At 69.3% G+C, this 18,037-nt stretch carries 20 protein-coding genes; 9 read left to right on the forward strand and 11 right to left on the reverse strand.

Translation table 11 applies throughout. The annotated features are described in order from the left end of the window. From AB1578_08105 to raiA, 7 genes are all read right to left on the reverse strand, one after another. On the reverse strand, positions 1-495 hold a 495-nt coding region (locus AB1578_08105; GenBank protein MEW6487862.1), incomplete at its 3' end, for a PTS sugar transporter subunit IIC. An 8-nt stretch (positions 496-503) separates the two neighbouring features. Beyond that, positions 504-992, reverse strand: coding sequence for a PTS sugar transporter subunit IIB (locus tag AB1578_08110; protein MEW6487863.1), 489 nt, complete (start codon positions 990-992; stop codon positions 504-506). Positions 993-995: 3 nt separating this feature from the next. Beyond that, positions 996-1,412: a PTS fructose transporter subunit IIA gene (locus tag AB1578_08115; GenBank protein MEW6487864.1), complete on the reverse strand. Its 417-nt coding sequence runs from the start codon at positions 1,410-1,412 to the stop codon at positions 996-998. A 31-nt stretch (positions 1,413-1,443) separates the two neighbouring features. Continuing rightward, positions 1,444-2,307 carry an RNase adapter RapZ gene (rapZ, locus tag AB1578_08120; GenBank protein MEW6487865.1) on the reverse strand — a complete coding sequence of 288 codons (864 nt, stop codon included), beginning with the start codon at positions 2,305-2,307 and terminating at the stop codon, positions 1,444-1,446. Further along, positions 2,304-3,251, reverse strand: a complete 948-nt coding sequence (hprK, locus tag AB1578_08125; GenBank protein ID MEW6487866.1) for an HPr(Ser) kinase/phosphatase — start codon at positions 3,249-3,251, stop codon at positions 2,304-2,306. Before hprK ends, rapZ begins: the two co-directional genes overlap by 4 nt. A gap of 13 nt (positions 3,252-3,264) precedes the next feature. Then, on the reverse strand, positions 3,265-3,726 hold the full coding sequence (locus AB1578_08130; GenBank protein MEW6487867.1) for a PTS sugar transporter subunit IIA: 462 nt from the start codon (positions 3,724-3,726) through the stop codon (positions 3,265-3,267). Between the two features lie 40 nt (positions 3,727-3,766). Next, positions 3,767-4,300, reverse strand: coding sequence for a ribosome-associated translation inhibitor RaiA (gene raiA, locus AB1578_08135; protein ID MEW6487868.1), 534 nt, complete (start codon positions 4,298-4,300; stop codon positions 3,767-3,769). Between the two features lie 328 nt (positions 4,301-4,628). On the opposite strand from raiA, the gene AB1578_08140 reads away from it, so the two are divergent. The 6 genes from AB1578_08140 to AB1578_08165 all read left to right on the forward strand — a co-directional run bounded on the left by AB1578_08140 (position 4,629) and on the right by AB1578_08165 (position 9,631). Then, on the forward strand, positions 4,629-4,976 hold the full coding sequence (locus AB1578_08140) for a hypothetical protein (protein MEW6487869.1): 348 nt from the start codon (positions 4,629-4,631) through the stop codon (positions 4,974-4,976). 239 nt (positions 4,977-5,215) lie between these two features. Then, a complete protein-coding gene (locus AB1578_08145; protein MEW6487870.1) occupies positions 5,216-5,557 on the forward strand; it encodes a DVU0524 family FlgM-associated protein in 342 nt (113 codons plus the stop codon). A 187-nt stretch (positions 5,558-5,744) separates the two neighbouring features. Beyond that, complete coding sequence (locus AB1578_08150) at positions 5,745-6,470, forward strand: FliA/WhiG family RNA polymerase sigma factor (protein MEW6487871.1); 726 nt, start codon at positions 5,745-5,747, stop codon at positions 6,468-6,470. Positions 6,471-6,621: 151 nt separating this feature from the next. Beyond that, a complete protein-coding gene (gene fliM / locus AB1578_08155; protein ID MEW6487872.1) occupies positions 6,622-7,704 on the forward strand; it encodes a flagellar motor switch protein FliM in 1,083 nt (360 codons plus the stop codon). 146 nt (positions 7,705-7,850) lie between these two features. After that, the gene (locus tag AB1578_08160) at positions 7,851-8,858 is read left to right on the forward strand and encodes a FliM/FliN family flagellar motor switch protein (GenBank protein MEW6487873.1); all 1,008 of its coding nucleotides are present in this window, start codon (positions 7,851-7,853) and stop codon (positions 8,856-8,858) included. Between the two features lie 20 nt (positions 8,859-8,878). Next, a complete protein-coding gene (locus tag AB1578_08165) occupies positions 8,879-9,631 on the forward strand; it encodes a PilZ domain-containing protein (protein MEW6487874.1) in 753 nt (250 codons plus the stop codon). 70 nt (positions 9,632-9,701) lie between these two features. Here the strand turns inward: AB1578_08165 and ispD are convergent, their stop codons facing one another. The 3 genes from ispD to AB1578_08180 form a co-directional block, all read right to left on the reverse strand. After that, positions 9,702-10,931, reverse strand: a complete 1,230-nt coding sequence (ispD, locus tag AB1578_08170) for a 2-C-methyl-D-erythritol 4-phosphate cytidylyltransferase (protein ID MEW6487875.1) — start codon at positions 10,929-10,931, stop codon at positions 9,702-9,704. After that, positions 10,928-11,833: a PIN domain-containing protein gene (locus AB1578_08175; GenBank protein ID MEW6487876.1), complete on the reverse strand. Its 906-nt coding sequence runs from the start codon at positions 11,831-11,833 to the stop codon at positions 10,928-10,930. The genes ispD and AB1578_08175 overlap by 4 nt, the downstream gene beginning before the upstream one ends. A 120-nt stretch (positions 11,834-11,953) precedes the next feature. Continuing rightward, on the reverse strand, positions 11,954-12,454 hold the full coding sequence (locus tag AB1578_08180; protein ID MEW6487877.1) for a CarD family transcriptional regulator: 501 nt from the start codon (positions 12,452-12,454) through the stop codon (positions 11,954-11,956). Positions 12,455-12,592: 138 nt separating this feature from the next. Here AB1578_08180 and AB1578_08185 point away from each other — a divergent pair, with 138 nt between their 5' ends. After that, on the forward strand, positions 12,593-13,714 hold the full coding sequence (locus AB1578_08185; protein ID MEW6487878.1) for a DUF362 domain-containing protein: 1,122 nt from the start codon (positions 12,593-12,595) through the stop codon (positions 13,712-13,714). Between the two features lie 582 nt (positions 13,715-14,296). Here the strand turns inward: AB1578_08185 and AB1578_08190 are convergent. Then, positions 14,297-15,448 (reverse strand): DUF3524 domain-containing protein, encoded by a 1,152-nt coding sequence (locus AB1578_08190; GenBank protein ID MEW6487879.1) that lies wholly within the window; start codon positions 15,446-15,448, stop codon positions 14,297-14,299. A gap of 165 nt (positions 15,449-15,613) precedes the next feature. Here AB1578_08190 and AB1578_08195 point away from each other — a divergent pair, with 165 nt between their 5' ends. Then, a complete protein-coding gene (locus AB1578_08195) occupies positions 15,614-17,410 on the forward strand; it encodes a long-chain fatty acid--CoA ligase (GenBank protein ID MEW6487880.1) in 1,797 nt (598 codons plus the stop codon). Then, on the forward strand, positions 17,407-18,024 hold the full coding sequence (locus tag AB1578_08200) for a TetR/AcrR family transcriptional regulator (protein ID MEW6487881.1): 618 nt from the start codon (positions 17,407-17,409) through the stop codon (positions 18,022-18,024). Before AB1578_08195 ends, AB1578_08200 begins: the two co-directional genes overlap by 4 nt. Positions 18,025-18,037 lie beyond the last annotated feature (13 nt).

Here is an 18,037-nt window from a genome sequence, read left to right on the forward strand (position 1 = left end):
GGCCGTTCCCAGGGCGGTGGCCGCAGCCCCGGCCGCCAGGAACCGCAGTGCCCCGGCCCATTGGGCCCTGGCCAGTGCGGGACGCCGGCCCGCCTCCAGATCCCGGAGCACCCCCCGGAGCAGGGTACCGTTCCAGCGGCGCACGCCCACGTCGAGCCAGCGACACCCCATGCCCGCGGGCACGGCCAGAAGCACCGCGCAGGCGGTGCGCGCCTCCGGCCCCCAGGCCTCCGGCGCCGCTGCCGCGAACACCCCCGCCAGAACCCCCGACACGCTCTCGTCCGGGGGAATCCACCCCCCCACCGGGAGCTCCATGAGCCAGAGCAGCTCCAGGAGCAGTCCGCTGGCGAGACCCAGGAGCGGCTCTCCCAGCAGGTAGCCCGCCGCCGTGGCCCCCACCAGCGGCCGGGACGCCATGCTCTGGAAGAGGGCCGTGCGGTCCAGGGACAGGAGGGCGCCCAGGACGACCAGGGCGGCAAAGGTGGGCCCACCCATGGATGCGCTCAAGACCGAACCCCGCAGCGCACCGCCATGCCCACGTCGGGGCTGCGGTCGGCCGGAACCGCTCGCGCCTCCACCCTCACGCCGCGGCAGAGGAGCAGACACAGCTCCTCCTCGTCGCTCGCGCTCAGGTACACGCTGGGGGTCAATCCCCGGCTCCCCTGGGTCGGGTGCACGTTGCCCAGGTTCAGCACGGAAAACGCGAGCCCGGCATCCCAGGCCTCCACCGCCTGGCGGATCCCGGCAAAGAGCACCAGGACCCGGCGGTCCCGCAGCTCGCTTCCGAGAAGCAGGACGGCGCTCTCGGGGGTGACCAGCCGAATCCTCAGACCCGGCGCCCCCAGCCCCTCCAGGAGGGCCTTCTGGAACGGGTCGTCCACGAGCTTTCGGTCGACGACCAGAATCGTGTCGATGCCCAGGCGGGGCACCCAGCCCACCAATACCTGTCCGTGGACCAGGCGGTTGTCGACGCGGGCCAGCAGCACCCCCATGGGTCAGCCCGGTGGCCGGGGCCTGGCGTTCCAGAGATCGCTCGCCAGGGCGATGCTTCGGGCCGCAACATCGCGCAGGAAGGGAGCCAGCTCCCCCAGCCCCAGCTCGGCCCGGGCTGCCTGGGCCTTGACCAGCATGGGCAGGTTGACCCCCGTAAGCACCTCGACCCGCCCGGCTTCCAGGAAGGGCAGGCTCATGTTGGTGGGCGTGCCCCCGAACATGTCGGTGAGGATGAGGACGCCCTGCCCGGCGTCCAGGCGCCGCAACGCCTCCTCGATGCGCTTCTTCCCCTCGGCGGGGGGCTCGTCGTAGCGAAGGGAGACCGCCTCCACCCGCTCCATCGGTCCCACGATCCCCTCGGCAGCGCGGCACAGGGCAAAGCCCAGGTCCTGGTGGGCCGCGATGAGGATGCCGATCATGGGTTCTCCCCTGCCTGCCGCTCGCCGGCGTTCACTTCTCGATATCCCGGTGGAGGATCCGAATTTCCCGGCCCTCGGTCTCCAGGCGCCGGCCGAGCTCTTCGATCAGGCTCACCGAGCGATGCCGTCCACCGGTGCACCCGATGGCAGCGGTCACCGAGGTCTTGCCTTCCTTCTCGTACTGGGGCAGGAGAAAGACCAGGAGGTCCAGGAACCGGCGCAGGAACTCCTGGGCCTCCGGGGCGGCGAGCACGTAGTCCTGGACCGGCTCCTCGGTGCCCACCCGGCGCTGGAGGGACGCAACGAAGTAGGGATTGGGAAGGAACCGCACGTCCAGGAGGATGTCGGCTTCGTGGGGAATGCCGTACCGGTACCCGAAACTCAGCAGGTTCACCTGGAGCGTCTGCTCCTCGGGTCCCTGGCGAAAATACTGCCAGACGGCCTTCTTGAGGTCGTGGACGCTCATCTCCGAGGTATCGATCACCCGGTCGGCCCACCCCTTGAGCTCTTCGAAGAGCCGTCGCTCCTCACGGATCCCGTGGGGCACGGAGAGATCCTCGGCCAGGGGATGCCGGCGGCGGGTCTCGCTGAAGCGCCTCACCAGCACGTCGTCGGAGGCCTCGAGGTACAGGATCTCGGTGCGCAACCCCAATCGTTCCACTTCCTGGAACGCCGCCCGGTACCGGTCGAGGAAGTGACGTTCCCTCAGATCCATGCCCAGGGCCACGCGCCGCAGGTCACCCCCCGCCAGCACGCTCAGCTCCAGGAACTTGGGCAGGAGCTCCACAGGAAGGTTGTCCACACAGAAGAAGCCCAGGTCCTCCAGCGCCTTGAGGGCCGAGCTCTTGCCGGAGCCCGAGAGTCCCGTCACCACCACCAGCCGGACCCGGCTCACTCCTCCTCCCCCCCCTCGCTCGAAAGTGCCGCGCGCAGCCGCTCCTGCAACCGAATCGCCGAGTGGTGCCCCATGGCCTTGAGCATGTGGTTGCGCGCCGCCACCTCGACGACCGAAGAGATGTTGCGTCCCGGGGCCACCGGCACCCGCAGGTACGGCACGTCCACCCCGAGGATCGCGTACGCTCGCTCGTCGAAACCCAGGCGGTCGTGGACCTCCGCGTCCTTCCAGGGGACGAGCTCGATGACCAGCTCCACCTCCTTTTCGTCCCGGATGGCCGTAATCCCGAACAGGTCCTGGATGTTGAGGATCCCGAGGCCGCGAATCTCCATGTGGTATCGAATGACCCCTTCGCCCCGGCCCACCAGGCGAAACGGGGGGATCAGCCGCACCTGCACCACGTCGTCGGCCACGAGACGATGCCCCCGAAGCACCAGGTCCATGGCGCACTCACTCTTGCCGATGCCGCTGCGTCCCACCAGTAGGATCCCCACCTCCATCACGTCGACCAGCACGCCATGGAGGCGGGTGAGGGCAGCGAGGTGCTCCTCCAGGAACCGGGAAACCCGCTCGATGAAGACGGAGCTGCGAAGCGCGGTGCGCAGCAGCGGGGTGCGCGTCCGGTGGGCCTCCTCCAGGAACAGGGGAGCGACCGGGAGGTTCTTGGTCACCACGAAACACGCCACCCCCAGGCCGAACACGCCGCGCACGACCGCGTCGCATCGCTCGGTCGGCAGGGTGTCGAGGTAGGACATCTCGGTCGAGCCCAGAATCTGGACGCGGTACTGGCGCACCTGCTCGGTAAAACCGGCCAGGGCCAGACCCGGCTTCTGGATCCGTGGAACGCGAATCTTGTTGGAGAGCCCCTGCTCCCCTGCCAGGAGCTCCAGGCCAAGCCGGTTCCCCGTGTCGTGGAGCAGGTCTTCTACCGCAATCTCCGGCATCCGGCGGGCCCCGTCAGTACTTCGCGTCCTCGCGGGAGATGACCTCGAAGAGGGCTTCCTGGGTCTGCGCCTGGAGCAGCTCCTCCCGGAACCCGCGGTCCTTGAGGAGGCGGGAAATGCGGGCGAGCGCCTTGAGGTGGGTGCTGGCCGAGTTCTCCGGGGCGACGAGGAGGAAGAAGAGCTGCACCGGGGCTCCGTCCATGCTGTCGAACTCCACCCCTTCGGGACTTCGGCCGAAGACCGCCACCACGGACTGGAGCTCCTTGAGCTTGCCGTGGGGGATCGCGATCCCCTCGCCGATACCGGTGCTTCCGAGCTTCTCGCGGTCCAGCAGCACCTGGACGGCATCCCGGGCGCTGCGGACCACCCCCGTGGAGACCAGGACCTCGGCCAGCTCCGCGAGCACTCCCTGCTTGTCTCGCGCGACCAGACGGGGAACGATCCTGCCCTTCTGGAGAAAATCCAGCAGCTTCATGCCGACCGCCTCTCCTGGAAGACCCGGCCGTGATCGCGGCTCACTGGGGCTCGATCAGCCCGTAGTTGCCATCTTCGCGCCGGTACACCACCTTGACCTTGCTGTCCAGGTCGGTGAAGACGAGGAAGGGCCGACCCGCAAGGTCCATCTCCATCACGGCTTCGTCCACGTTCATGGGGTGGGTCGTGTAGTGCTCGGTCTGGATGACCCGAGGCGTCTCCTCCTCGAAGCTCTCATAGGCGAACACCTGCTCGCGCACGCTGCGCCGCTCGCGGCTGCTCAGGGGCTGGTGCCGCTTGAGCTTCTCCTTGTAGCGCTTGAGCTGGCGCTCGAGCTTGCCCACCACGTTGTCGATGGCCGCGTAGAAGTCGCTGGTCTCCTCCTTGGCGATGACCCGCATGCCGTTGGCGCGCAGGCTCACCTCCGCCGTGTGGCGGATCTTCTCCTGCCCCAGCACGACGTGCCCCTCCACCATCCCGTCGAAGAACTTGGTGAGCCGCTCCACCTTCTCGATGGCGTAGGCCTTCAGAACATCGCTGGGTTCTACGTGTCGGAACGTAATGTTGAGATTCATGCAGACCTCCGGCTTGTCCGCGAGGGAAACGAGCGGCGAAATGTAGCAGACGCCCCCGGGTGTGTCAATTTGGGCTGTTGCCCTCGAGCTGCCCCTCGTGCTCGTCCGCGCAATCCGTGGGTCGGCCCTGCTTCCTTCAGGGGTGACGTCGGAGGGTAGGGCGCGGTCGCCGGACGCGCCGTGCTCCTGGGTGGTGACGCCGACGAACCCCCCAGGACGCCCCGGCGAGGTCTCCCTGCCCGACCCAGACCCACGTTCGGAGGCCGGGGCTAACGCCCCGCGCCGGGACGGCCGATACGCCCCGGGGACTCGACGGAGCCGGAGCGCCATGGAACCCCTTGCCACCTTCGCAGCGATCGAGAGCCTTTACGCCCGCGTGCTCGAGCTGACCGATCGCCAGGAGCAGTGCCTGCGCGCCGGAAGGCTGGCCGAGCTCCAGCCGCTCCTGGGCGCCAAGGAAGAGGCTTTGGCGGAGGCCGGCGCACTGCTGGCCCGGGTCAAGGCGTCGGGGGAGGAAGCGTGGGCGTCGGGGGCACGGGAATCCCTGCGCCGGGTCGGAGAGCTCTTGGGGGCTCTCGTGGCCGCCGAGGACCGGTGCCGCGCCCTGGCGCCTCCCCCTGCCCCGTCCCCTCCTCCCAACCGGGTCGCTGCCGCCTACCTCGCCTCCCGGCGCTGACCCTCCCCGGTGTGCCCCCCGGGGCGCCTCCTCCCGGTGCCGTCCCGGATCGTGTGGGTGGACCCACGAAAGAAGCGATCCCGGCCACCCGTCCAGCCGAAGCCCCGCTCAGGGAAGATCCACGGCTGTTCCGCGCGGATCGAGATGGAATCCATTTCTCCATCGCCCCGCTAAAGGTTCCCCTTCCTTCGGCCGATGAGTGCACACGACGGAGAATGCCTCTGCCCAAGGATGGGATCATGAGCATCTCGGAGTTCACCCTCCACAACGTGCTGCGCACCTATACGCGGCAGGAGCGCCTCGGGCAGGCCCACCGGGCGCTCCACCGGGGCGGCGCTCCGCCCCCCCCTTCCGGGGACCAGATCCAGCTGAGCCCCGCTGGGCGCAAGATCCACTGGGCGGGCCAGCTCGCGGCCGAGGTGGTGGATCGGCGCCATCCGGGCCTCGCCCCCGAGGACCGCGCCGAGCGCGTCCGCCATACGGCAGACGCGCTCGTGGCCCGCCATCGGGAAGAGATCGGAGACGACGCCCTCAGCACCGAAGCCTTCGCGCAGCTTCTGCGCCCCCTGTACCTGCGATAGCGGCCCGTGTCCGCGGTCGCCGGCCTTCGCCGCGCTCGCCTCCAGAGGCCTGACTCCTCAGGTCGCCCGGGGAGCGGAGGCGTTTGCCCCAGCTCGCTCTCCATATTGACACCCCCAGGCGCCGCTGCTAGGATGCCCGCGATTTTCCTAGCATAAATGCGCCCTTCGAGGGTCAGGAGAAGCGGCCATTACCAGCGGCGAGCCCCAGCGCACGAGGGACGAGCTCATCGAGGAGTACGCGCCCCTCGTCAAGTACATTGCCGAACGCCTCTCCGCCCGCCTCCCTTCTTCCATCGAGGTGGAGGACCTCATCAATACAGGGGTCCTCGGCCTCATCGACGCCATCGACAAGTTCGTCACCGAACGCGGGGTCAAGTTCAAGACCTACGCCGAGTTCCGCATCCGGGGCGCGATGCTCGACTACCTGCGCCGCCAGGACTGGGCGCCCCGGTCGATGCGCCGAAAGGAGAAGGAGCTCTCCACCGTCTTCCGGCGCCTGGAGCAAAAGCTCAAACGACAGGCAACCCACGAGGAGGCCGCCGCGGAGATGGGGGTTCCGATGGAGGAGTTCAACAGCCTCCTCTACAAGGCTCGGGGGTTGTCGCTCCTCTCCCTGAACCGCCCGCGATCCGACGATGGGGACGAGGAGGTCAAGGAACTGGGGGACTACATCCCCGACGAGCCCGAGAACAGCCCTTACGAGCTGCTCAAGAAACAGGAAGTGCGGGACGTGATCGCCCTGCAGATCGACGGCCTCCCCGAAAAGGAACGGATGGTGGTCTCCCTCTACTACTTCAACGAGCTGACCATGAAGGAGGTCGGCCACATCCTGGGCGTGACCGAGTCGCGAGTGAGCCAACTCCACTCCTCGGCGATCCTGCGGCTTCGGGGGTTCCTGGACGGGCTCTTCTGACGGGTCGCGGCGAAGCAATGACCCGGTTGGCTCGCGCGGCGCCGCAGACGCTGCGACGGTTTCCCTCAAGCTCTGCGCCCGTCTGGCCGATCCTGCCCGCTGCGGCGGCTGTTGCGCTTTGCTCCCGTAGCCTTCCTCCTTGGATCTGCCCATGTCCGAGCTGCTGAGCCAGGACGAAGTCAACGCGCTGCTCCAGAGCGTGCCCCTCCTGGAGGAGTCGCCCAGCCCCTCCGCGGCAGCGCCCGCAACACCCGTGTCGCTGGCCGCCATGGCCCAACCCGGCTACCGCAAGCGCGCCAGCCGCTACGACTTCAAGCGTCCCAATCGGATCTCGAAGAACGTCCTCCAGAGCCTTCACTTCCTCCACGAGCGCTACGCCCGCAACCTGGCCCTGAACCTCTCGGCGTACCTGCGCACCATTGCCGACATCGTGCTCTTGAGCGTGGATCAGCTCTCCTACGCCGAGTTCCTGATGAGCCTGCCCGAGACCACCTGCATCAACGTGGTGAAGCTCGCCCCCCAGGGGGGGACGCTGGCCTACGAGGTCAACCCGACGCTGGTCTTCGCCATCATCGAGAAGCTCATGGGGGGATCTTCGGAAACACCCACGGTGAACCGGGAAATCACCCTCATCGAGCAGCAGCTCGTGGAAGGGTTCATCCAGATGTCGCTGCGCGACCTCCAGGAGGCCTGGCAGACCATCGGCGACGCCCGCTTCTACCTGGAGCGGCAGGAGACGAGCCCCCAGCTCGTGCAGATCGTAGCGCCCAACGAGATCGTGGTCGTGATCGTGTACGAGGTGAAGATCGGGCAGAGCTCCGGGATGATGAACTTCTGCATTCCGGCCATCTACCTGGAACCCTTTGCCGTCGAGCTCAAGCAGGAGAACCGCACGGACATCACGACGCGGATGACCTCCGACGACCATCGGCGCATCGAGGAGGTACTGGCCAGGGCTCCCGCCACCTTGAGTGCCGATCTGGCCGACAAGCGCATGGCCATTCGGGACCTGCTGGCGCTGCGGGTGGGCGATCTCCTGCCCCTGGATCGGGAAACCGGCAGTCCCGTCAAGGTGAAGGTGGCGGGCATCCCCAAGTTCCTGGCCTCCTTCGGGAGCCGGAAGAATCGGCGGGCCGTGCGCATTCTTTCCGCCCTCCAGGACGCTTCGGGGAACACCCCGGACCAGGAGGACGACGCCGGGGGATTCGAGGCTGCCGTAGCCGCCCGGGGCTAGTCCCGGACGGGATCTTCGGAGGGTCTGGCACGACATCGGGACCGGCGCAGCCGCAGGGGGCTGCCGGCTGCCGGAATCCACGGCGGGCAACGGATGGGTCCCCTCCGGGTCCCCGTTGCCTTTTCCACAGGGAGGACGAGCCCTCGATGGCCGACATCCTGTCCCAGGACGAGATCGACCGGCTCCTCGTCGCCGCCGGCACGGAGCCGGCGCCGGAGGAGGCAGAGCTCAGCACCGCTCAGGTGCAGGCCGTGGAGCGCCTGGCGCGGGTGTTCTTCGCCGGCGCCAACTCGGCCCTGGCCGCCCTGCTGGCTCGGCCCGCTTCCGTTTCGGAAGGGCTCGGGCAGGCGGTCACCGTGGCCGATCTCGACACCACCCGTCACGTGCTCTTCGTCTTCCCCTTCCGCTCGGGGCTCTCGGGAGAGGTGGTCTTCCTGCTTCGCCACCGGGAGGCCTCCCAGTTGGCCGACCTGATCCTGGGAGGGGAGGGAACCGCCAAGGACGCCCTGGACGAGGCGGACCTGGACGCCCTGAAGGAGGCCATGACCCAGGTGGCCGGAAGCGGAGCGCCGAACCTGTCCGCGGCGCTCGGCCGCGAGGTCGCCTTTGCTCCGCCGGAGGTGCGGGAAGCCAGCCGGGGGCAGCTGCCGTCCGTGTTGGGCTGGCCTCAGGCGTTTCTCAGCGCAGGAACCGCCGCGGTTCCCGGCGTGCTCGACACCCCCTTCCGGTTCCTGGTCTCCCCGAACGTGGCACGGGAGATGGCCCACCTGGCCCGGGCCGGCGCCGGCCCGTCTCCCGGCCGGGAAGAGCCCCCTCCCCAGCCCGCCAGCTCCGAGCCAGCACAGCCTCGGTCCGGTCCGGCGCCGGCGCCGGCGGCCCACCAAGACCTGCACAACATCGATCTCATCCTGGACATCGAAGTGGAGGTCATGGTGCGCCTGGGCGAGTCGGTGGTGCCCTTGAAGGAGATTCAGAGGCTGCGGCCCGGGTCGATCATCAATCTCGACAAGGAGACCGACGCCCCCGTGGAGCTCGTGGTCAACGATCGGGTCATCGCCAAGGGGGAGCTGGTGGTGGTGGGGTCCGATCACTTCGCCCTTCGCATCACCGAAGTCGAGACGCCCACCGAGCGCATTCGCACCCTGGGCCCCTGAAGCCCTTCGACGCACCCAGCATGATCCGCGACTGGACCCGGGACTTCCTCCAGCGCAGCGGGGTCCTCTTCCAGGGCCCCGCGCCCTGGGGCGAGGCGGCGTGCATCGACGCGCAGGGCTCTCGCCTTCTTCTCGCCCCGCTCCCCGGGTCCGACGCTCCTCCCCTGGAGCCGGGCCGCCCCGCCGCGTTCCAGGTCGCAACGGCCCAGGGCTTCCTGCGCGTTCCCGGTACCCTCTCCGGCCCGCGGGTGATTGCGATCAACGGTGTGCCCCAGGAGGTCTGGCCGTTCGACGCGAACCCGGGGGACATGGTGCGGATCAACCGCCGGGCGCACTTCCGGGTTTCCGTGAATCTCAAGGGAGAGCTCCGTCTCTTCTCGGAAGCGGACGCACGCGCGCTGGGCGCCGGGGCCGCGCTCGAGGGCACGGCCGCCGCTCCAACCCACCTGGAGAGGCTTGCCAACGAGCTTTCCCGGGACAGGCGGCCGTGTCGGGTATGGGACCTGGGCCTCGGCGGCGTCCAACTCGTCACCACGCCGCCCCAGGCAGCCCCCCCCACGGCCGCGCTCCTCGACCTCGCCCTGGGCCCCGGGGAGACCCTGCGCAACCTTCCCGGTCAGGTGGTGGAGAGTCGCCCGGAGCCCGACGGGGGAGAGTTTCCCCTCCGTGTGCGGCTGCGCTTCGATCCCCTGGGGGGCGCGGTGGAAGCGCGCCTGTCCAGGTATGTCACCCAGGTGCAGAGGGAGCTGCTCCAGAAGGGGATTCGGGGATAGGGGGCAGGGGGGCGGGGGGCAAACCGATCGGTCGGATCCGGCCGATCCGTCCGATCGGACCCGTCACCGGTCACGTCCCACGCTGCTCCAGCAGAGCCACGGCGTGGGCCGAGATGCCCTCTTCGCGGCCTTCGAAGCCCAGGCCCTCGGTGGTGGTGGCCTTCACCGTGACGCCGCCGGCGGCGAGGCCCAGGGCGGCCGAGAGATTGGCCTCCATCTGGGAGACGTGGCGGGCGATCTTGGGGCGCTCGGCCACGAGGGTGGCGTCCACCCGTCGCACCGCGAGCCCCCGCTCCCGGACGCGGTCCGCCACGTGGCCCAGCAGGGCAAGGCTCGAGGCGCCCGCCCAGGCGGGATCGGTGTCGGGAAAGTGGCGCCCCAGATCCCCGAGCCCTGCGGCCCCCAGGCACGCGTCCGCCACCGCATGGGCCAGCACGTCGGCGTCCGAGTGCCCCAGGAGGCCCTTCTCATGGGGCAGGTCCACGCCGCCGAGTACGAGCTTTCGCCCCGCCACGAGCCGGTGCACGTCGTAGCCGTGCCCCACGTGGAGGGCCGGTGCCCATCCGCAGTCTTTCGGGGAGGCCTCCACCGCGCTGCCTCCTTCTCGGCGCGCCCGCCCGCGCCCCGGGAGGAGCGCCTCGGCAAGCTCGAGATCCTCGGGACAGGTTACCTTGAGGTTTCGCGGATCCCCCGGCACCAGGCGCGGCCGCCGGCCCAGGGCCTCCACCAGGCCGGCCTCGTCGGTGGCGGCGCGCCCCGCGCCCCGCGCCCGATCCAGGGCTTGGCGCAACAGGCGGGACGGGAAGACCTGGGGGGTCTGGGCGTGCCACAGCCCCGTCCGGTCGACGGTGTCGTGAACGGCCCCTTCCGCCGCCCGCTTGAGCGTGTCGCGGCACGCCAGGGCGAACAAGGCCCCGTCCGGGCGCGCGGCCGCCGCCAGCTCCGAAAACCGGGACACCGGGGGAAACGGCCTCACCCCGTCGTGGACGAAGACCAGATCGTCGGGCTCGGCTTCCACGAGCGCTTCGAGGCCCAAGCGCACCGAGTCCTGGCGCTCGCCCCCCCCCGCGACCACCCGGAGGACCTTGGGCACTCCAGCACCCGACAGCAGCTCTCGGGTGCGCTCCACCTCGGGAGTCGGCACGACCACAACGGCCCCCGCCAACACGGGCGAGGACAGGAGCGCCTCCAGGGTCCTCACCAGGATCGGCCGCCCCCCCAGGGGCAGGAACTGTTTGGGAACCCCTCCTCCCATCCGGACCCCCGCCCCCCCCGCGGGAACCACGGCCCAGTTCCTCACGCCCGCCGCCGCCAGACGCGCCGCCGCGGCGCGCTCTCCTCGCCCTCGTCGCCGGGGGATCGGGCGAAGATCATGCGACCGGCGGTGGTCTGGAGCACCGAGGTCACGATCCCCTTGATGGACTGCCCGAGCTTGTCGGCGCCCCCCTCCACCACCACCATGGTCCCGTCTTCCAGGTAGCCCACCCCCTGATCCGGCTCCTTGCCCGGCTTCTGCACGGTCACCTGCACCTCTTCTCCCGGGAGAACCACGGGCCGCAGGGCGTGGGCGAGCTGGTGCACGTTGAGGGTGCGCACCCCCTGGAGTTCGGCGACCTTGGAGAGGTTGAAGTCGTTGGTCACCACGGTGGCGCCGGTGGCCTTGGCCAGGGCCACGATCTTGCCGTCCACCTCTTTGATGCGGGGAAACTCCTGATCCGTGATGCGAACCTCCACCCCTTCGAGCCCCTGCAAACGCTCGAGGATCCCCAGGCCGCGCCGGCCCCGCGCCCGCTTGAGGGGGTCGGTGCTGTCGGCAACTCCCTGAACCTCGTTGAGAACGAACTGGGGAACCACCAGGGGCCCGCCGATGAAGCCCAACTCCACCATGTCGGCGATCCGACCGTCGATGATGGCCGAGGTGTCGAGCACCTTCGGGCTCGCGGAGGCGGCCACCCCCGACTTTCCCGTGGCGAGTCGGAGGGCGCGCACCCCGCGAAGGCCGGCGACGCCTCCCAGGTACACGAGGCTCGCAGCAACCCCGATGCCAACGGCCAGCGGCATGGCATCGAGCCCGAACGCCCGCCGCGCCCACAGGGCGGCCAGCAACCCGCCTGCGACTCCCACCGCCGCCCCCAGCACGCCGTAGGGGGGCGCCCGGAGCATCGCGCGCTCGACGAGGGCGGCGGCTGCAAACAGGGCCACCCCGCCAGCGGCTCCGAGCAGCGGCGCCTGCTCCCAGGACGTGAAACCGGGGCCCGCGAGGGCCCCGGACACGAGACAAGCGAAAAACAGCGTGGTACGAAAGGCGCCCCTGCCCAAGGCTCAACCCTCCAGGTGAGAGACGTCCCCAAAGGCCAGGAGGATCTGCTCCTCCGCCTGGCTCGCCTTCTGGCCGTTGGCCACCGCGATCTCCTGGGAGAGAAGCTCCATGGCCGTGTTGAGCATCCGCTTCTCGCCGTAGGACAGGTTCTTCCCGGCCCGCAGGAGGTAGAGGTCGCGCAGCACCTTGGCGATCTCCACCGCCGACCCGGTTCGGATCTTGTCGCTGTACTCCCGAAAACGGCGGTTCCAGGTCTGGTTGTCACTGACGCGGCGCCGCTGCCGCAGGACCTGGAAGACCCGATCCACCTCGTCCTGCCCCATGACCTGCCGCAGCCCCACGTCGCCGCACTTGCACACCGGGATGATGATCGTCATCTCCCGATCCAGGATCCGCATGACGTAGACCTCTAGAGGTCTGCCCATGATGTCGCGGGTCTCGATGGCGGTGATCTCCCCTACCCCGTGGGCCGGGTAGACGGCCTTGTCCCCAACGCAGAACATGCACCTTCCTCCTTTTCGGCGATCCCGGCCGGTCTCCGGACAAACGAAAAAAGAAGGACCGGATGTTTTGTCTTCCCCCGCCCTGTGCTAGATTCCGCCCCGTTCCACGAAACCCACCCCCCGGAGGAGGCACCCCCCATGAATTCTTCCGACGTCTTCTACTCCGACCTGCGCACGACGCCGCGCCGCAATCTCCTCGACAAGGTGGAGACGCTCCTCGAAGGGGCCGGCGTGTCCCGCCGCGTTCAGCGGGGCGACTTGGTGGCGGTCAAGCTCCACTTCGGCGAGAAGGGGAACACCTCGTTCATCCGCCCGGTCTTCGTGCGACGGGTCATCGACGTGCTCAAGGCCCTGGGCGCAAAACCCTTCCTCACCGATGCCAACACCCTATACGTGGGCAGCCGGGGTGAGGCGGTGAGCCACCTGGAGACCGCCCTCCAGAACGGCTTCGACTACACCGCCACCGGTGCCCCCCTCATCATCGCCGACGGCCTTCGGGGCAGCACCTCGGTGCGCGTCCCGGTGGCCGGAAAGCACATCACCCAGGCCGTGGTGGCCGCAGAGATTGCCCACGCGGATGTTCTGGTAGGACTCGCCCACTTCAAGGGCCATGAACTCTCCGGCTTCGGAGGGGCCCTCAAGAATCTCGGCATGGGGTGTGCGGCCCGCGAGGGAAAGCTGGCACAGCACTCCACCGTCGCGCCCAAGGTCAAGAAGAAGCTCTGCGTCGTCTGCGGAGAGTGCGTGCAGTGGTGCGCCCAAGGAGCGATCTCCGTGGGAGAAGCGGCCTTCATCGACAGCGAGCGGTGCGTCGGGTGCGGCGAGTGCATCCTCACGTGTCCCCAGGGGGCCATCCAGGTGCAGTGGAACGAAGGGCCCGAGACCATGCAGGAGAAGATGGCCGAGTACGCCCTCGGAGTCCTCCAGGGCAAGCGGGACAAGAGCCTCTTCGTGAACTTCGTGACCCAGGTGAGCCCGGCTTGCGACTGTTACGGCCACAACGATGCGCCCATCGTAGGCGACGTGGGGATCTTCTCCTCGGCCGACCCAGTTGCACTGGACCAGGCCTGCGTGGATCGGGTCAACGCCCGACCGGGCAACGAAGGCACCGCCCTCACGGCCAACTGGGCCCCCGGGGAAGACAAGTTTCGGGGCGTCTACACCAAGATCGACTGGTCTGCCCAGCTTCGCCACGCCGAGGAACTGGGCCTGGGCACCCGAACCTACCGGATCGAGGACATCGGCGCCGCAGCCCGCTAGCTGCCCTGCCTCGCCCGCGGTGCCGGGAGCACGGCTCTCGGCGCCGTGGCGCGAGCGAATGCGCCCCGTGGCGCCGGCCCATATGGTGAGGAGCATCCCCACGACGAGGGCGGCCACGAGCACCGCGAGAAGCCAATCGGAGAAAGACCGGGGACCCACTGCCTCCCTCCCCTGTCTCGTCCCGACGGGGCCCGCCCTGGCTCACCCGTGCGGCACGTCCCCCTCCTCGATCGCATAAGCTGCTTGTATACCACACTTCCGCCTTCGCTGGAAACCGGAGGTTCGCCACCGGAGGTTCGCCGCCCCCCGATCCTTTCCGGGCCCGCAGGCGCCAGATCGACCACCTCAGTTTCAGGGCGGGTTCGGGGAGCCCCGTAGCGGAGCCGTGCGCCGCATCGACCGAAGCGGGCAATGCTCCTGAAACGGATGATGCTCGGAGCACCTAGTCCGCTGGGCCTGCGCCTTCGAAGCGTCGCGAATTGCACGGCGGAGCGTAGGGGTTCCCCGAACCCGCTCCCCGCCCAGCCTGTGGATCCCGGAGACGCCCCGCCTTACCCCGACGTCGGGGGGGCATGCCTTTGGTCAGGGGGCACCGGCGTCTCGGGCGACCTGGGCGACGAGGTCGTCCCACTCCCGGGCCCGCTTCCCCCAGTCGTGGTCCCCCAGGAGAGCCCGAAGCGCGGCGGGCGCCACGGGCGCCGTCCGGCCGGTGACGAGCGCCTCCAGGCGGGCCTCCAGGTCCGCCTCCCCCTCGTAGAGGCACCTTGCGTGGAGCTCCGGCGGGAGGATCTCCGGGTAGCTCAAGGCCCGGGGCGCCAGGGGATGGGCCCCGGCAAAGGCGGCCTCCACCAGGCTGATGCCGAAGGTCTCGTGCCGGGCTGTGCTCACCGCCACGTCCCCTCGGCTGAGCAGGCGCAGATAGGCGCCCCGGTCCGAGACGTTTCCCCAGTGGACGACGCGCTCCCCCAGCGTGGCGCGGGCCTGCTGGAAGACCGGCGGGGCACGGCGGTACCCCTCTCCCGCCACCGCCACCCGAAACGGGACGCCCCGGCCCGACAGGCGCCCCAGCACCCGGAAGAACGTGTCCGGGTCCTTGTCCCACTCCCAGCGGTGATTCCACACCACCAGGGGCGGCGCCCCCCCTCGAGCCGGCACCGGGGGGAAGTCGTCGAGGCGAATCCCGAGCGGCAGCACCAGGGACTTGGACCGCACCTCGTCGAGCGCCCACAGGGGCCGGGCATCGGGCATGCGGCGGACGAGGCCCCCCATCTCCCGGAAGAAGCCGTCGCGCTGGGAGCCCGAGTTGAAGGCCACCCGATCGGCGGCCAGGGCGCTGGCGAGGTCGGTGAACGCATACCCCAGGTCCCGCTCCGGGACCTCCCGGTCCAGGGGGGGAGGATAGGAGGCCTGGTTCTCGTGGAAGTAGAGGACCGCCGCCATCCGGCGGGGAAGGAGCGCCCTCAGGTGGGCGAGGTCCACCATGTTGGTGGCAAAGACAAGGTCCGGCGGCGGCAGCCCGGCCTCCTCCCGGCTCCGCAGCTGCCGAGCGAACGCAAAGGCGGCCCCCCGCATGCGCCATTTCCAGAACCGCGCGGGCAGGTGGAGCAGGCAGACCTGGTGGCGGCTACGGGCCGCCCACCCCTCCGCCGCCGCCCGGTGGCTTCCTCCCCAAAACCCCTCCACGAAAGCGACGCGCAGCGTGCTCCCCCTGCTCCCGGCCCTGGCCCCCGTCACGGTTCCTCCCTTTCGCCGCCCATCGCCTCCCCGCCGGTCCTCTCCAACCCGCAAACCCCAACGGACCACCCATAAATTGCCAAAACACAGTTTCTTTCCCCTTGACACCCCGCCGCGGGCCATCTAGGCTCGGGTCATCGAATGAATATTCATTCAGAGGCGCCCATGACCCTGCCCCAGATGATACGCGACCGCCACGACCGCTGGAAGCAACGCCCCTGCATGCGGGTGAAGCAGGGGGGTACCTACCGCGACGTCCCCTGGGCCGAGTTCTACGGGTATGTCACGCGGGTGGCCCGGGGTCTGGCAGCCCGGGGGCTGCGGGTGGGCGACCGGGTCGCACTCCTCAGCCACACCCGGTACGAATGGGCCGTGGCCGACACCGGCATCCTCACGGCCGGCGCCCTCACGGTGCCCCTCTACCCTACCCTTACCCCACGGGAGATCCGGGAGCTCCTGGAGCGCAGCGGCGCCACGGTTGTCTTTGCGTCGGACGCGGAGCAGGCGGCGAAGGTTCTACCCCTCCTGGGCCGGGTGCCGGGGTTCGAGCTCGTGGTGGCCATGGAGTCCGAAGCCCTGGAGGGGGTCGACGACCCCCGGGCGGTCACCCTGGCTGCCCTGGCCGCCGAGGGCGAGCAGCGCGATCCCGAAGTGCTTGCCGAGCGTGTGGCCGCCGCGCAACCCGACGATGTCGCCACCATCCTCTTCACGTCCGGCACCACGGGCGAGCCCAAGGGGGTTCCCCTCACCCACCGCAACATCCTCTCCAACGTGGAGGCGAGCCTGGAGGAGTTTGACCTCGGCCCCGGGGACGTGTGCCTGGCCCATCTTCCCTTGGCCCACATCCTGGAGCGCATGGGGGGGTACTACCTGATGCTGTACTGCGGCACCGTGATCGCCTATGCCGAGAGCCTCAACACCGTGGCCCAGAACCTCGGGGAGGTGGGGCCGACCGTGGCGGTGAGCGTGCCGCGGATCTTCGAGAAGGTCTACGCGGGCATCCAGGCGAAGGCCGCAGACGCCCCGGCGCCGGTCAAAGCCCTCACCTTCTGGGCGCTGGGCGTAGCGAGAAAGGTCGGAGAGCTCCAGGCCGCGCGTCAGCAACTTCCCCTGGGGCTCAAGGTCCAGTACGCACTGGCGGACCGCCTGGTCTACGCCAAGATCCGCCAGAAGGTGGGGGGACGGCTGCGCTTCTTCATCTCGGGGGGAGCCCCCCTGTCTCCCGAGCTCGGAAAGTTCTTCAACGCCATCGGCGTGCGGATCTTCGAGGGATACGGCCTCACCGAGACCTCGCCGGTGATTGCCGTCAACACCCCCACCCGCAACAAGGTGGGCACCGTGGGCCCCCCCCTCTCCAACCTCCAGGTACGCATCGCCCACGACGGAGAGATCCTGGTGAAGGGGCCCAGCGTCTTCTCGGGCTACTACGGCAGCGAGCAGGCCACGAGGGAGGTGTTCACCGACGACGGGTTTTTCCTGACCGGCGACATCGGCGAGTTCGACGCCGACGGGTTCCTGAAGATCACCGACCGGAAGAAGGACCTGATCGTCACGGCGGGCGGCAAGAACGTGGCCCCACAGAAGGTGGAGAACGTCCTCAAGCTCAGCAAGTACATCGCCGACGCCATGCTCTACGGCGACCGGAAGAACTTCGTCTCGGCCCTTATCGTGCCCGACCCCGACTGGCTCAAACGCTATGCACAGCTCAAGAATCTGCCCGACAAGCCGGTCGAGGAGCTCGTCCAGGACCCCCACATCCTCGACTACTATGCCCGTCTCATCGAGCAGCTCCAGCGCAAGGCCGAGCTCGCCTCGTACGAGAGCGTCAAGAAGTTCGTTCTGCTTCCCCACGAGTTCTCCATGGGGGAGGGCGAGGTGACCCCCACGATGAAAGTGCGCCGCAAGCAGGTCACGGAGCACTACAAGGACCGCCTGGAAGCCCTCTACCGGGAGGCGAGATGAACCGATCGGCCGACCGCAAGGCCGAGCGGCAGCAGGAGATCCTCGACGCCGCGGTGCGCGCCTTCAGCCGCCAGGGCTACCACAACTGCACCGTCGCCCAGGTGGCCCGGGAGGCCGGCGTGGCGGACGGCACCATCTACCTCTACTTCCCGAGCAAGGAAGACCTCCTGGTCAGCGCGTTTCGCCGGGTGCTCGAGACGCTCTTCGCCCGCCTCGACCGGGAGATCGCCGCGATCCCCTGCCCCCTGGGCAAGCTGCGCCGACTCGTGGAGATGCACCTGGAGCTCATGGAGGGCGATCCCGACGTCGCCTCCTTCCTCCAGTTCCAGCTCCGGCAGCCCGAGACCTCGGTGCGCACCGCCATCGCGGGACCCCTGGGGGAGTATGCCCGCCGCATCGAGGCGGTGCTCGAGGAGGGGAAGGCCGCGGGGCAGGTGCGCGCCGACGTGGGCACCCGCATGCTGCGGCGCGTGGTCTTCGGGGCGGTGGACGAGACCGTGTCGGCCTGGATCCTCAGGCCGAACCGGGGGCCCCTGGCGCCCCAGGCCGCGCCCCTTCTCGACGTGCTTCTCAACGGGATCCGCAGTCCGCCCCAACCGCCTCTCCCCTCTTGACGCGGCCCATGCC

The organism is Thermodesulfobacteriota bacterium, from assembly GCA_040756475.1.
In the GTDB taxonomy this organism is placed as follows: domain Bacteria; phylum Desulfobacterota; class Deferrisomatia; order Deferrisomatales; family JACRMM01; genus JBFLZB01.